Genomic DNA, 14928 nt, shown 5'->3' on the forward strand with positions numbered 1-14928 from the left:
CCATCAGATTCGCGCGGTCCAGGACGCCGCGATCTCGGCGGCGAGGCGGGTGTTTCCCCGTACGGCGGCCAGGTTGGCCTCCAGCGACGCGCCGCCGGTGCCCTCCACGAGGTACTCCAGCAGGAACGGGGTGATCGCCTGGCCGGTGACGCCCCGCTCGTCCGCCGCCCGCAGCGCCTCGGACAGCACATGATCGTGCAGCGCCGGGTCGAGCTGCAGTTCGACGGGGACCGGGTTGGCCACGATCAGCGCGGTCTCCGGGCCGTCCAGCGCGTCCTGGGCGCGCATGATGCCCGCCGTCTCGGCCGGCGTCTCGACGCGCCAGTCGACCGGCTCGCCCGAGCTGTGCAGGTAGAAGCCGGGGAAGTGGTCGGTACGGTAGCCGACGACGGTGACCTGCCTGGTTTCCAGGCGCTGCAGCGTCGCGGGCACGTCGAGGATCGACTTCACGCCCGCGCAGACGACGGTGATCCTGGTACGGCTCAGCATGTCGAGGTCGGCCGACTCGTCCTGCACGGCCGTCCAGCCCCGGTGCACACCGCCGAGTCCCCCGGTGGCGAACACCCGGATGCCGGCCCTCGCGGCGAGGAACGAGGTCCCCGAGACCGTGGTCGCGCCGCTGAGGCCCAGGGCCGCCGCCGGAGCGAGATCGCGGAAGCCGAGCTTGCGCAGGTCCGGCTCGGTGGCGATCCGCTCCAGGCCGGTCTTGTCGAGACCCACGTGCGGCACGCCGTCCAGCACCGCGATCGTGGCCGGCACGGCCTCCGCCTCCCGGACGATCCCCTCCAGTTCCAGGGCGACCTGGAGGTTGCGGGGCTGGGGCAGCCCGTGGGAGATGATGGTGGACTCCAGCGCCACGACCGGCCTGCCGTCGGCCAACGCCCCGGCGACCTCGTCGGATACCCGCATGACTCTCCTGTGTTTGAGGGAATTTGTCCGCTTCGGGACATTATGCCGGTCATGACGTCTTCTGGGTGAGTTGCCGGCCCCGGGGCTCAAGAACCGTCGTTCACTGGCCGCCGCGTACCGGTCCGTCCCCGTACAACGCCGCGAGGTCGACCAGGAGCAGGTCACGGCGTCGAGCCGCCGCCTGCTGAACATCTGGGTGGAAGCCGTGGAGGGAACACAGGACCAGGGAAGCGTCCTCAGTGTGGTGGCCCAGGCCCGCCAGCAGGTCCCGGATGTGTTCGAGGCGTCCCACGTCCCGTACACCGCGCGGCTGGATCGTCGCCTTCGCCTCGCCTATGAGAGTGATCCGGGCATGGGCCGACTGGGGACGCTCGCCTGGAGCGAGCGCGAGCACATCCACCTCATGCTTCGTCTTCGCCGCCGGGTCGGGCACCTCGGTGGAGCCCACCACACCGATTCGGAGAGCGGTCTCGTCGGGAGCGAAGGCGCGGGCCCACCGGCGGACGAGGTCCTCGAAGTGCGGTCCAAGAATCCTGGAGTGGAAGGTGGGGCGGGACTCCTGCCATGCCTGCCGGGCGCGGCCGTGCTCGACCATGTCCACGAGCGGCAGGGTGATCAGCTGGTTGAAGCGGATCACCGGATCGGCGACGGTGATCACTGGGTTGCGGGCCTTGAGGAGATCCTGCGCCTTGTGCAGGTAGCCCGCCGACTCGAGCACCTCCAGTGGGGCGATCACAGTTGAGCGCTGGCGTTCCAGCAGGCCACCGATCCGCGCCGGGGTGGAGGCGCCCTGTGCGACCGCGGACAGCAGGTCGTAGTAGAGGGTGCGATGGGTGATTCGCGGGTCCTCACGCAGCAGGAATTCCGCCTCGACCCGTGAGTAGAGGGCACGACCGGGGTCGAGGAGTGTGCGCTGGATCCAGTCGTCGAACTCCGCCGTGCTCTGCGGACTTCCACCGGGCGCGAGAGGCCGGTAGCCGGGAGCGCCGCCCACGCAGGCGTTCACCAGCAGCGCCACCTCGGGATCGTCGACGTGCCAGTGTTCCCGTGCTGTGCGGTAGTCGAACGCCTGCAGGCGCAGGTCGAGCATGGCCCGGCCGCGCAGCGGCTTGGTGCCCGACAGCAGCTCGTTCATCACGCTCATCGCCGAACCGCACAGGACGATCCGCCCGCCCGGCGCCTTTCCCGACTGCGAGCGGTCGTAGAGCAACTGCAGCAGTCCAGGGATCTCCGGGGAGTGCTGGAGCAGGTAGGGCAACTCGTCGATCACCAGCAGCGGAGCCCCGGGCGCACGGTTGACCACATCCAGCGCGGTGGTCAACACCTCCTCCCACCCCTCCAGACGCAACGCACCCGCGCGTACGCCCGCGTGCTCGGCCACGGCCTCGCTGAACCGCTGCAGGGCCAGGACCCGACCCTCCTCCTGCACGGCGGCCAGGTACAGGCCACCGGCCGCCTCCGTGAGGGCCTCCAGCAGGAACGACTTCCCGTTGCGGCGCCGCCCCGACACGATCGCCACGCGCAGCTGCGGTGCCGGATCCTCCATGAACTCCCGAAGCAGCGCCCACTCCCGGTCCCGATCCAGCACCCGGGTCGGCTTGCCCAGCTGTTCAGCCATGCACCTACCACTTTCGTCATGGTCGACCCATACGGATTCGGTTAAGGTCAACCATAACAAGCGAGGGTGCTGCTCAGCCGACCGTCCAGGAGGGAGGCCGCTTCTCCCGGAACGCCCGGATGCCCTCCTGGCCCTCCGCCGAGGTGAAGCGCTCTGCCGACAGGTCGGCCATGCGGCGCAGCCCCTCGTCGAACGACATCAGCGGCACCTCCCGTACGAGCCGCTTGGTCGCGGCCAGCGCTTCGGGGCCGCCGCGCAGCAGCATGTCCGTGTAGCGGGCCACCTCGGCGTCTAGGTCGCCGGCCGGCACGGCCCGGGTCAGCAGGCCGATCTCCACCGCCCGGCGGGCGTCGAAGACCTCGCCGGTCAGGAAGTACTCCGCCGCCGCGCGGGGGTCGAGCCGCCGCAGGCAGGTCACCGCGATCATCGCTGGGGCCACCCCGAGACGCACCTCGGTGAACGCGAACGACGCGGTGTCGGGGGCGATCGCGAAGTCGCAGGCCGCCACCAGGCCGAGGCCGCCCGCACGGGCGGTGCCGTTCAGCCGGCACACGACCGGCTTGGGACTCTCCCAGATCAGGCGCAGGACGTCGGGAAAGGACGCGGTGACCGGTGCGCCGCCGCTCCGCTGCTCCTTCAGGTCGGCGCCGGCGCAGAACACCGGCCCGGCGCCGGTCAGCACGATCACCCGGACCGACGGCTCGGCCAGGACCAGGCTCAGCGTGTCGTTCAGCTCCGCGAGCAGCCGGGCCGACAGGGCGTTGCGGTTGTGCGGCGAGTCGAGTGTGATCGTCGCCACCCCGCCCGCCTGCTCCCGGCGAACCAACGGTTCCATCAAGCCCCCTCGGTCAAGGAAAGATCGGCTGCGATGAAGGTCAACCGCAGTGCGACCACCCGCTGCTCCACGTGGTGGATCCGTACCCGCCGCCCCAGGTGACGCACTTGCGCGCCGCGGGCAGCCTGAGCGGTCCCGCGTACACGGTATAGGTGCCGGAGTCGGTGGCGGATCCGCCGTCCTTCACCTTCAGCACCGCACTCATCTTGATCTTCCCGGGGACCACGTGCTTCGACAGCGTGATCACGCAGTTCCTGCCGGTGGACGCGTCGTAGAGCAGGTAGGTGGTCGCCTGGCCGCCGTAGGCGTGCGAGTCGATCACCTTGAAGCCGGCCCCGCAGACCCCTGCGGCGGTGTACGGGTTCGGCTTCGGGGGAGGCGTGGGGGAAGGTTTCGGCGACGGTTTCGGCGAGGGCTTGGGAGCAGGCGTCGCGGACGGCTTGGGCGGAGGCTCCGGTGACGGCGTGGGAGAGGGCAGCGGCGACAGGCTCGGTGAGGGCTTCGGTGAGGGCTGCTGGGAGGGTTTTCGCGACGGGGACGGTGACGGCCCCCGCGAGGGGACTCGCGTCGGCATGGACGTCGGGTCGGACCGCCTGATCGGGGCGGCGGTATGCCGGGCACCGGGCGTGGGCCGCTTCCGGGCCGATGGAGAGGAAGACGGGGCGCGCGGACGGGACGGCACCTGAACGACATCCGCCGGTGTCCGGCCCGGTTCGGCCACGTCCGTGGTGAGCTTCTCCATGGTGGCCTGTCCGCTCTCGCCGCCGCTGAGCGACACCGCGGTCGCGGTTCCCGCCGCCGCCACCGCGGCAACGGCCGCCAGGGTCAGCGGCAGCACCGGCGTGCGCCGCCTCCGCCGCCTCGCGGGATGCCCGTCTTCCGCCGCACCGGGCCGTACGGGCGGCATGCGCACGGGCACGGTGGGCCCGCCGGTGAGCTGGGTGACGATCGCCTCGGCCGAGGGGCGCAGCGCGGGGTCCTTCGCCAGGCAGGCCGCGACGAGGTCCCGGAGCGGCGCGGTCAGCAGACCGAGGTCGGGCTCGGCGGTCAGAATGCGGGTGATCACGGAGGGGATGGAGTCCGCGCCGAACGCGGGCCGCCCCGTGGCGGCGAACACCATCGTGACGCCCCAGGCGAACATGTCGGCCGCCGATGTGGCCGTTCCCCCGCTGAGCAGCTCCGGTGCCAGGTAGGACGGCGTGCCGATGGTGGTGCCGGTGGCCGTCGCCTGGGGCGAGTCCAGTGCCCTGGCCACCCCGAAGTCGATCACGACGGGCCCCTCCGGGCCCATCAGCACGTTCGCCGGCTTGAAGTCGCGATGGGTGATCCCGGCCCGGTGGATGGCGACCAGCGCGGTGGCCGTGCTGATGGCGAGGCGTTCGAGGGCCGCGCCCCGGCGGGGACCTTCACGCTCCACCAGCTCACGCAGCGACGGCCCGGAGACGTACTCGCTGACGATGTACGGTCGGTCGCCGGCGAGGTCGGCGTGCAGGACCGGCGCGGTGCAGAAGCGGGCGACCCGTTGTGCCAGCGCCACCTCCCGCAGGAACCGCTGCCTGGCCTCGCGGTCGATGACGAACCGCTGATGCGGCAGCTTGACCGCGACGGGTTCGCCGGTCGGGCCGCGGCCCAGGAAGACGATGCCCTGGCCGCCCTCGCCGATCCGGTCGACCAGTTCGTACGGCCCGAGCCGGCTCGGATCACCTGCCTCTAGCGCCACCATTGCCCCCGTTTAGCACCAAACAATGTGACCTGGCCGGAAACGTTAGCAGCGGTCAGGGAGTGTCCCGTGAAACTTCGGCGACCGCGGGAGGAAAGAAGATCCACGGGACAGGACCTTAGATCGCCTTGCCCGGGTTCAGGATGTTGAGCGGGTCGAAGACCTGCTTGATGCCCTGGTGGATCTCGGTGACCACCGGGCCGGTCTCCAGGCCGAGCCAGCGTCTCTTGATCACCCCGACGCCGTGCTCGCCGGTCAGCGTGCCGCCGAGCGCGAGGGCGGCCCGGAACACCTCGTCGGCGGCGGCCCACACCTCGGGCGGCGGCTCGGCCAGGCCCCGCTCGAAGATGAACACCGGGTGCGTGTTGCCGTCGCCCGCGTGCGCGACGGTCGCGATCTTGACGCCGTGCCGGGCCGCCACGTCCTCGATGGTGGAGATCATGTCCGGCAGCACCGACCTGGGCACGCACACGTCCTCGACCAGGCACTGGCCGAGCCGCTCCTTCGCCTGGTAGGCCAGCCGCCGCAGGCCGATCAGTTCGTCGGCCTCCTCCGGGCTCGACGAGACGGCGACGAACGACGCCGCCTCGCACAGCTTGGCCATCTGGTCCGCCGAGCCCTCGGACTGGGCGATCAGCATCGCGCGGGTGCCCGGCTCCAGCCCGATGTTCTTCCACTCGTCGATGGCCTCCAGCGTGGTCCGGTCCATCAGCTCGAGCAGCGACGGGTTGCAGCCGGCCGCGATGATCGCGGAGACGGCCGACGCCGCGTCGCGCAGCGAGGTGAACTCGGCGGCGACCGTGGCGAGCTCGGCGGGTGCCCGCCGCAGCCGCAGCGTCGCCGCCGTGATCACGCCGAGCGTGCCCTCGGAGCCGACGAAGAGGCCGGTCAGGTCATATCCGGTCACGCCCTTGACGGTCCGGCGGCCGGTGTTGATGATCCGCCCGTCCGCGAGCACGACCTCGAGCCCCAGCGTGGAGTCGCGGGTCACGCCGTATTTCACGCAGCGCAGCCCACCCGCGTTGGTCGCGAGGTTGCCGCCGATGGTGGACACCTCGTACGACGACGGGTCGGGGGCGTACATCAGCCCGTGTTCGCGGGCCGCCCGGTCCAGGTCGGCGGTGATGACGCCGGGCTCGGCCACCGCGATCTCGTCCTGGGGCGACAGCTCGCGGATCCGGGTCATCCTGGCGAGCGAGAGGATCAGGCAGCCGTCGGTCGCGGTCGCGCCGCCGGCGAGGCCGGTGCCCGCGCCGCGGGGCACGACCGGCACCCGGTGCTCGGTCGCCCAGCGCATCGTCGTGACGACCTCGTCCCGAGACTCGGCGAGGACGACGCCGAGCGGCCTGCCCGGCGGCACGAAGGTCCGGTCTCTGGCGTACGACTCGGTCACGTCGGGGTCGGTGAGGACCCGCCCGTCCGGAAGTGCGGCGATAAGGTCTTCCACGCCTGGACTTTACGGCATGTTCCCGGCAGCGGTGGTAACCGGAACTTTACCTAAGTTTCCGGATAGATCACGGTTTTACAACCGTTATTGGTTCTCTTTACTTTTTCCCTTAAGGTCCCGATGCGCGCTCATCCCGGCGCGCCGAGCATGGGCGTCCGGGAACCCCGGACGGGAAGGGATCTCGTTGTCCAACAGACTCCGGCGTCTCGCCGCGATGGTGCCCGCGCTGGGCCTGGCGGCCGGTGGCCTGGCCGCCATCGGCGCGGCCACCCCCGCCGCCACCCCCACCGCCGGCTACCAGCCTTCGGCGAACGACTACTACATCAACTACGCCCCGCCCCGCATCCAGAGCGACACCACGCTCACCGAGGAGCGGGTCCCCGACAAGAGCGCCCGGCGCACGCTGGCCCTGGCGCACTCGGTCGACCGCAAGTTCGCCATGGGCAACCCCGTCGCCGCGCGGGTCCTCGCGAAGCATGAGCGGGAGGCCATCAGGACCGGGAAGAACCCGTGGGACTTCATCTACAAGAAGGCGAAGACCACCAAGAAGGCCAAGCTCCTCACGCTGCTCGTCGAGTTCAACGACCAGGCCAACGACGACTTCTCCGGCTGGTCGCACCCCAAGACGATCAATGACGTCAACGACTGCGTCACCGAGCCGCCCGGCACGAAGCTGAACGGGCCGCTGCACAACAACATCCCCGACCCGGCGCTCGCGGCCGGCGGGGGCAAGGACAACAACACGATGTGGGTGCCGGACTTCAGCACGGCCCACTACAACGACATGCTGTACAGCTCCAGGGGGATCACCAAGCGGGTCCGCACGGACCTGACCGACCCCCGGGACGGCCGAAAGGGCATCGACCTCTCCGGCCTCACGATGAAGAACATGTACGAGGAGCTGTCGAAGGGCGCCTACACCGTCACCGGCGAGGCGGTCGGCTGGATCAAGGTCCCGCACTCCGAGGCATGGTACGGCGCGGGCAAGTGCGGCACGATTCCGCAGGACATGTCGGGGCACCCCGACAACCCGCGTGGCCCCGCCCAGCTCGCCATCGACGCGGTCAACGCCCTCGCGGCCCAGAACCCGTCGTTCCCCTGGGCCGACTACGACAAGGAAGACACCTCCGACTACGACGGCGACGGCAACTATGACGAGCCGGACGGCGTCATCGACCACCTGGTGATGATCCACGCCGGTGCCGACAAGTCCGGCGGCGGCGGCGCCGAGGGGACCTACGCGATCTGGGCGCACTCCAGCAGCGTGGCCGGCGGCTACACCGTCCCCGGCACGAACGTGAAGATCTCCAACTACATCGTGCAGCCGGAGGACTCCGGCGTCGGCGTCTTCGCCCACGAGTACGGCCACGACCTCGGCCTGCCGGACCTCTACGACACCAGTGGCAACGGCGACTCGGCCGTGGACTTCTGGGACCTCATGTCCAGCGGATCCCACGCCGGGCCGATCATCCAGGCCATGCCCACTCACATGGGCCTGTGGGACAAGTGGGTGCTCGGCTGGGCCAACCCGAAGATCATTGAGCCGGGTGGGCGCAAGCAGATGATGGTCGTCGGCCAGACCTCGCGTACGCCCAAGGGCACCGAGGACGGCGTGCGCATCAACCTGCCGGACAAGCACGTGGTCATGTCCACTCCGCACAGCGGCGCCAACCTGTGGTGGTCCAACAACGACCAGTCGTGGGGCGACTCCAAGCTGACCAGGACGGTCGAGGTCCCGGCCGCCGCGGACGCGAAGTTCCAGTGGTGGAGCGACTGGAGCATCGAGCAGGACTGGGACTTCGGCTTCTTCGAGCTCTCCGCCGACGGCGGCGCCACCTGGACCGAGCAGAAGGTCTACTTCGAGGGCGGCGCGCTCGCCAGCACCGGCGACGACTACGACGACCCCAACAAGCGCCTGCAGGACTACGGCGGCAAGAAGTACGGCATGACCGGTGAGAGCGGCGGCTGGGTGCACCTGTACGTCGACCTCGCGCCGTTCGCCGGCAAGACCGTGCAGGTACGCTTCCGGTACGCCACGGACGCGGCGGCCATGGAGCGCGGCTGGTTCAACGACGACTTCTCGGTCACCGGCGGCGGCGCGACCGTCTGGAGCGACGACGTCGAGAACGGCGCGAACGGCTGGACCGCCACGAAGGGCACCTTCACCGACACCACCGGCGCGGGCTGGGTGGCCCACTCCGGTGAGCTGAAGGCCGCGCAGTACTACCTGGCCGAGTGGCGAAACCTCGACGGGTTCGACAAGGGTCTGCAGTACACCTACGACACGACCTTCATGCGCGACAGCGCGTGGAAGGTGGAGAGGATCAAGTACAACGCGCCCGGCCTGCTCATCTGGTACCGCGACGCCGCCCGCAACAACAACAACGTGTCGGACCCGGTGTTCGACCTGCCGTCGGTCGGTCCGAAGGGTCAGCTCCTCCTCGTGGACTCGCACTTCGAGCCGCTGCGCCGTACCGGCGAGGCGGCCGCGAAGGACGGGAGCGTCCTGAAGAACCTGCCGTCCCGCCCGCAGTCGTCCAACGCGGCGTTCAACTTCTTCGGCACCTACCCGTTCAAGGAGTGCATCGAGGGCGAGCCGTTCGCGGAGTACTGCACCTCGTTCGGCAAGCTGCCCGCGGTGAAGACCTTCACCGACGCCAAGGGCTGGTACCCCGGCCTGGAGATCCGGGACGGCGCGCTGTACTTCCGGCACCGTGACGCCTCGGTCGTCCTGCCGTCCAAGGACAACGAGCCGTACACGACCCGGATCGTCCACCCCGACGGCTCCCCGGCCACCGAGCTGTACGGCACCGACATCGGCGGCCCCATCCTCGGCACCGGCAACCCGGGCGACGCGGGCAAGCAGCTGGGCGTCCAGGTGCGGCTGCTCAGCCCGCTGCCGGGCAACACGGCCGCGCTCCTCTACGTCACGCCCGCCAAGAAGTGATGCCTGACAGGTAATGACAAGTGAAAGCAACGCCTAGCATGTGATCATGCGCACCAAGGCGGAGCACACGGCGGCCATCCACGACAAGCGGATGGCCGCCGTCGTCGTCAACACCAGGTCACGCCGGGGCCGTCGCCGCTACCCCGAGGTGCTGCGGCTGCTCCGGGCCGGGGGCTTCCGGCTCACCGGTGTGCACGCGGTGACCGACCCGGCGCGGCTGCGCGACACCATCACCGGCGCGCTCGTCGACGAGCCGGATCTGCTGATCGTCGGGGGCGGGGACGGCACGCTCAGCAGTTCGATCAAACACATCGCCGGTCGCGACGTCGCCCTCGGCGTTCTGCCGCTCGGCACCACCAACAACTTCGCCCGCAGCCTCGGCCTGCCCCTGGACCTGGCCGGCGCGATCAGAGTGCTGACCGGGGGCAAGGTCGCCGACATCGACCTCGGCATGTGCGGTGATCGGCCATTCGCCAACCTGACCAGCTTCGGCGTCTCCGTCGAGGTGGCCGGGACCGTGAAACCCCTGGTCAAGCGCGTCCTCGGCCGCGCGGCATACCCGCTGACCGCGTTGCGGATTCTCCCGCGCCACCGGCCGTTCCGGGCGTTCGTCACGGTCGACGGCGTGCGGCACGCGCTGATCACCCACCAGCTCAACATCGCCAACGGCCGTTTCCACGGCGGCTGGCAGATCGCCAAGGACGCCGGCATCGACGACCACAGGCTCGTGGCCTACCAGCTCGGCTCGGGCAAGCGGCTGCGGCTGGTCGGCGAGACACTGGTCAGGGCCACCACCGGCAAATGGCGCAGCCTCGCCGGCGGTCCCTTCGTCACCGGCAGCGAGATGCTGGTGGAGACCGACCCGCCGATGGCCGCCGACATCGACGGAGAGGTGCGGCTGCGCACCCCGCTGCTCATCAGGACGATCCCCAACGGCGTCCGCGTGATGGTCCCGGCGGACTTCGTCGACACCTGATTCCTACTCTGTGAAGGACCGGTAGGCGGGCCGCAGCAGGTCGAGGAGCGGAATGTGCCGCGCCTTCACCGGCGGTGGATCGAGCGCCCGCAGCAGCAGATCGGGCGGCGCCTCCGAACCGTCCGAGGGACCCGGGGGCGGGGACAGCCGCGCCGGCGAGGCACCGGGCTCGTAGAAGTCGTCGATCCGCTCGGCGAACGGGACGTCGGCCACGTCGAGGAGCCCGGGCTTCCCGCCGCCATCGACTTCGCCGCCATCGACTGCGCCGTCGTCGTTTCGGCGCAGGGCGTCGAGCAGGGCGTCCCTGGCCATGCCCCGCCAGGCCAGCACCAGGAACGGGTCGTCGTCGAACGCCTCCGCCAGGACGTACAGCACGGCCGACAGGTGCTTGCACGGGAAACCCCAGTCCGGGCAGGAGCAGTCCATCTCCAGCCCCCGCTGTTCGGGGAAGAGCGGCAGCCCGCAGCCGCGGAACACGTCCTCGATCTCCGGCGGCATCTCCCCGGCGAGCAGCTTGGCCCGGTGGAGCGCCTGGCCGGCCAGCGCGCCGACCAGATCGTGCCACTGCTCGCGGCCGTAGGCGGTGATGCCGACCGTCACGCGGTACGGAGTCCTCCGCGACCCCTGCACCCGGGCCTTCACCAGACCCGGCCCGATCTCAAGGTCGAGGACCTGGCCGGAGCGGGCGTAGGAGCGGCCGCGGCTGAGCCTGCCGGAGTCGCAGACGCGCTCCAGGATGTCGACGAACCTGCGCGACCACCACTGCTCGCCGATCGATCCGCGCCTGTTACGCACCCGGATGCCGCCCTCGACCCTGATCGGCCGCGACGGCTCGAACCAGCCGGACTGCTGCCGTGCCATCACGCCACCGCCTCGGGACCGAGCCGGAACAGTTCCCGCAGGCTCTCGGTGGACAGGGAGGAGATCCAGTCCTCGCCCGTGCCGACCACGCTCTGCGCCAGCGCCAGCTTCCGTTCGATCATCTCGTCGATCCGCTCCTCCAGGGTCCCGGCGCAGATGAACTTCCTGACCTGCACGTTGCGACGCTGGCCGATGCGGAACGCCCGGTCGGTCGCCTGGTTCTCCACGGCCGGGTTCCACCACCGGTCGACGTGGATCACGTGGTTGGCGGCGGTCAGGTTGAGCCCGGTGCCCGCGGCCTTCAGCGACAGCAGGAAGATCATCGGCTCGTCGTCGTTCTGGAACCGCTCCACCAGCGCGTCGCGCCGCTTCTTCGGCAGCCCGCCGTGCAGCCACAGCACGGGACGGTCCAGGTGGGCCGTCAGATACGGCTGCAGCATCGAGCCGAACTCGGCGTACTGCGTGAAAACCAGCGCCTTGTCGCCCTCGCCGACGATCTCCTCGGCCAGCTCCTCCAGGCGGGCCAGCTTGCCCGAGCGGCCCGGCAGCCGGGAGCCGTCCTTGAGCAGGTGCGCCGGATGGTTGCACACCTGTTTGAGCTTGGTCATCGTGGCGAGCACGTTGCCGTGCCGTTCGATGCCCTCGCTTGCGGCGATCCGGTCCATCATGTCCTCGACGATCGCCTGGTAGAGGCTCGCCTGCTCCGGCGTGAGCGTGCACCAGACCTTCATCTCCATCTTCTCCGGCAGGTCGGAGATGATCGTCTTGTCGGTCTTCAGGCGCCGCAGCACGAACGGCCCGGTGGCCCGCTTCAGCGCGGCCGTCGCCGCCTCGTCGCCGTGCCGTTCGATCGGCTCCTGGTAGCGCTGCCGGAACGCGGCCGCCTGCCCGAGCAGGCCCGGATTGCAGAACTCCATGATCGACCAGAGTTCCGCCAGGTGGTTCTCCACGGGGGTGCCGGTCAGCGCCAGCCTGGTCCGCGCCGGAAGTGACCGTACGGCCTGGGCCTGCCTGGCCGCACTGTTCTTGATCGCCTGAGCCTCGTCGCAGACGAGCCGGCCCCAGTCGAACCCGGCCAGGGCGTCGCGGTCGCGCAGGGCCGTGCCGTACGTGGTGAGGACGAGGTCGGCGGCGCCGACCCGCTCGGCCAACTCCTCGCCGCGCAGCCGGCCCGCGCCGTGGTGGAGGTAGACGTCCAGCGACGGGGCGAATCTGGCGGCCTCCTTCTGCCAGTTGGTGAGCAGTGACATCGGGCACACCAGCAGCGTCGCCCCCACCGGTTCGCCGGATTCACGCTCTTTAGTGAGGAGTGAAAGTGTTTGGGCGGTCTTGCCCAAGCCCATGTCGTCCGCGAGGATGCCGCCGAGCCCGATCTGGGACATGAAGCTGAGCCAGGCCAGGCCGCGCTCCTGGTACGGCCGGAGCGTGCCGCGGAAGGCGGCCGGAGTCGTGACCGGCTCGAGACGGCGGTCGGCCTCACCGGACAGCAGGTCGCCGAGGAGGCCGTCGGCGTCCACCTCGATCAGCGGGAGGTCGGCGTCCCCGCCGTCGACCACCTCCCGGAGGATCTCCCCGACGGTCGCCTGACCCGAGCCGCGGCGCTCCACGGCCTTCAGCGCGGCGTTCAGCTGCCGGGCGTCCAGCTCGACCCATTGCCCGCGGACCCGGATCAGCGGCACCTTGAGCCTGGCCAGCTCGGCCAGCTCCGCCTCGCTGATCGTCTCGTCGCCGATGGCCAGCTCGGCGCGGAAGTCCACGAGCTGCGCCAGCCCGAACCCCTGGTCAGCGGCGGCACCGGGTCCGCTGGGTGAGCGGGCGGTGAGCTTGAGACCCAGCCTCGTACGGCCCGCCCAGGCGGGCAGCTGCACGCCGAACCCGGCCGACTGCAGGAGCGGCGCGGCGTGGCGGAGGAAGTAGAAGGCTCCCTCCACGTCCAGCTCGATCCGCGCCGGCCGGGCCTCCCGGAGCGCGTCGTCGATCTTCGGGTAGAGGCGGGCTGCCCGGCCCAGGCCCGCGAGCAGCGTCTCGTCGGGGCGCCCGGGCAGTCCGGGCAGGCCGGGTATGGTCTCGCCGGCCCAGACGAGGGGAGCGGGCACATAGAGGCTCGGGTCCTCGGCCGACTGCAGGGCGAACTCGACCCGCCACGCGCCGGCGTCCGCTGCGGCCGGGCGTTCGCGATATTCGCCGGCGATGTCCGGACTCGGCGACGAGCCGAGCTCAGGATCCGGCTCCGGCTCGACGGGTTCTGCCGGCTCGACGAGGCGGAAGCACACCTTGACCGGGCCGTCGAGCTGGTGGGCGGCCCGGAACCACTCCTGCAGCGGCAGGGCCAGCTTCTCCGCCTCCTCCTGGCTCACACCGGGGAGCGCCGCCGCGTCCCCGGTCAGCGCCACCGTCCACCGGTCGGCCAGCGGACTGCGCCGCCCGGGACGATGCCCGCCCAGCAGGCGCTCGGGCAGGGCCTGCCGTGCGGCCGCGTCGGCCAGGCACGCCAGCGCCTCGATCAGCACGTGGGCGGAGGGCCGTTCCTCCCGTACGGCACGGCACACCGGCGGCATCGCGGCGGCCAGCTCCCGGAAGCGGGCGGCCTGCGGCCCGGTCAGCACGGGCCGCCAGCGCGCCGCGTAGCCGTCGTCCTCTGCGACGAGCTGGGGCAGCACCCGGGCGCGCCGTACCAGGTCATGGGCGTGCGCTGCGACGGCGGCGAGATAGCGCAGCGACGGCCCGGCCGTCGGCGGCGGCTCGAACGCCGTCGTCAGCGGCTCCGCGGTCAGCATGCGCAGCGCGGGACCCGGCTCGACCAGCAGCGCGGGCACCCGCCACGACCTGATCCTGGGCTGACGCGCGCCGACCTGGAGGCCCGTCTCGGGGGAGGGCAGGGGGCCGCCGGCCGAGCTCGGCAGCAGCAGCACCGCCTCGCCGGACACGGCCTTGCCCGCCGCCTCGGCCGCCGCGTCCCCCCAGTGCGGCAGCTCGGCGGTCAGTGCCGCCGCCGAAGCGGCGAAGGGATGAGGGCGGAGCCTGGCCCGGGAGGAGGTGACGAGCTCCGCGGCCGTCGTCTCCTCGGCCCAGAGCACGAGCCTCCCCCCGTCCCAGGCCGCGTGGATCACGAGCATGCGTCTCCTCCCGCCCCCGGCTCCTCCCGCCACCCCCGGAACGCTAGCAGCGAAGCCCGCCTCCCAGCGCCGTCACTTTTCCGGCATGCTGGACTCGCATACGACGATCACGAGGAGACCGGCGATGACCTACACGCTCGGCACACAGCCCGCGCCTCGGCGCACGCCGCTCAGCGCGGAGGAGAAGGTCAGGGCCGAGGCGGCCTTCGTTCCTCTCGTCGCCGAGCACCTCGCCGCCAGCGGTCGGTTCCGGATCAGCGCCGACACCCCGGACATGGTGGAGCTGTTCCAGGCGGTCGCCCGCAGGGTGGGCGACATGCTCCAGCGGCCCGTGGTCAGCTACGCCAACGGCACGGACATCGTGATCACCTTCGGTCAGGAGCAGACGCCCGGCCTCACGCCGCGTTAGTCACGAGACGGGTGGCCCCTTGATCGACAAGCACTCGTTGTAATTATGTTGTAACGTTTCGTGTCATGCCGTCCCCCCAGCACGACACCC

Annotated in this window: 10 protein-coding genes; 3 read left to right on the top strand and 7 right to left on the bottom strand. The window is 70.8% G+C overall.

Annotation, left to right across the window (positions count from 1 at the left end):
* Positions 1-3: 3 nt before the first annotated feature.
* The 5 genes from Mth01_RS21910 to Mth01_RS21930 all read right to left on the bottom strand — a co-directional run bounded on the left by Mth01_RS21910 (position 4) and on the right by Mth01_RS21930 (position 6529).
* Positions 4-909 carry a pseudouridine-5'-phosphate glycosidase gene (locus Mth01_RS21910; protein ID WP_204017793.1) on the bottom strand — a complete coding sequence of 302 codons (906 nt, stop codon included), beginning with the start codon at positions 907-909 and terminating at the stop codon, positions 4-6.
* A 100-nt stretch (positions 910-1009) separates the two neighbouring features.
* Positions 1010-2527, bottom strand: coding sequence for an AAA family ATPase (locus tag Mth01_RS21915; RefSeq protein ID WP_239089891.1), 1518 nt, complete (start codon positions 2525-2527; stop codon positions 1010-1012).
* A 73-nt stretch (positions 2528-2600) separates the two neighbouring features.
* Entirely contained in the window at positions 2601-3362 is a 762-nt protein-coding gene (locus tag Mth01_RS21920) for an enoyl-CoA hydratase family protein (protein ID WP_204017794.1), read from the bottom strand.
* Positions 3363-3402: 40 nt separating this feature from the next.
* Positions 3403-5085, bottom strand: coding sequence for a serine/threonine-protein kinase (locus tag Mth01_RS21925; RefSeq protein WP_204017795.1), 1683 nt, complete (start codon positions 5083-5085; stop codon positions 3403-3405).
* Positions 5086-5200: 115 nt separating this feature from the next.
* Positions 5201-6529, bottom strand: a complete 1329-nt coding sequence (locus tag Mth01_RS21930; RefSeq protein WP_239089892.1) for an FAD-binding oxidoreductase — start codon at positions 6527-6529, stop codon at positions 5201-5203.
* A gap of 184 nt (positions 6530-6713) precedes the next feature.
* On the opposite strand from Mth01_RS21930, the gene Mth01_RS21935 reads away from it, so the two are divergent.
* A complete protein-coding gene (locus Mth01_RS21935; protein WP_204017796.1) occupies positions 6714-9476 on the top strand; it encodes an immune inhibitor A domain-containing protein in 2763 nt (920 codons plus the stop codon).
* Positions 9477-9522: 46 nt separating this feature from the next.
* Positions 9523-10452 carry a diacylglycerol/lipid kinase family protein gene (locus Mth01_RS21940; protein WP_204017797.1) on the top strand — a complete coding sequence of 310 codons (930 nt, stop codon included), beginning with the start codon at positions 9523-9525 and terminating at the stop codon, positions 10450-10452.
* Between the two features lie 3 nt (positions 10453-10455).
* Here the strand turns inward: Mth01_RS21940 and Mth01_RS21945 are convergent, their stop codons facing one another.
* Positions 10456-11313 (bottom strand): SWIM zinc finger family protein, encoded by an 858-nt coding sequence (locus tag Mth01_RS21945; protein ID WP_204017798.1) that lies wholly within the window; start codon positions 11311-11313, stop codon positions 10456-10458.
* Positions 11313-14429, bottom strand: a complete 3117-nt coding sequence (locus tag Mth01_RS21950; protein WP_204017799.1) for a DEAD/DEAH box helicase — start codon at positions 14427-14429, stop codon at positions 11313-11315. Before Mth01_RS21950 ends, Mth01_RS21945 begins: the two co-directional genes overlap by 1 nt.
* Positions 14430-14514: 85 nt before the next feature.
* On the opposite strand from Mth01_RS21950, the gene Mth01_RS21955 reads away from it, so the two are divergent.
* A complete protein-coding gene (locus tag Mth01_RS21955; RefSeq protein ID WP_204017800.1) occupies positions 14515-14838 on the top strand; it encodes a hypothetical protein in 324 nt (107 codons plus the stop codon).
* Positions 14839-14928 lie beyond the last annotated feature (90 nt).

It is taken from the genome of Sphaerimonospora thailandensis, assembly GCF_016863115.1.
GTDB lineage: Bacteria > Actinomycetota > Actinomycetes > Streptosporangiales > Streptosporangiaceae > Sphaerimonospora > Sphaerimonospora cavernae.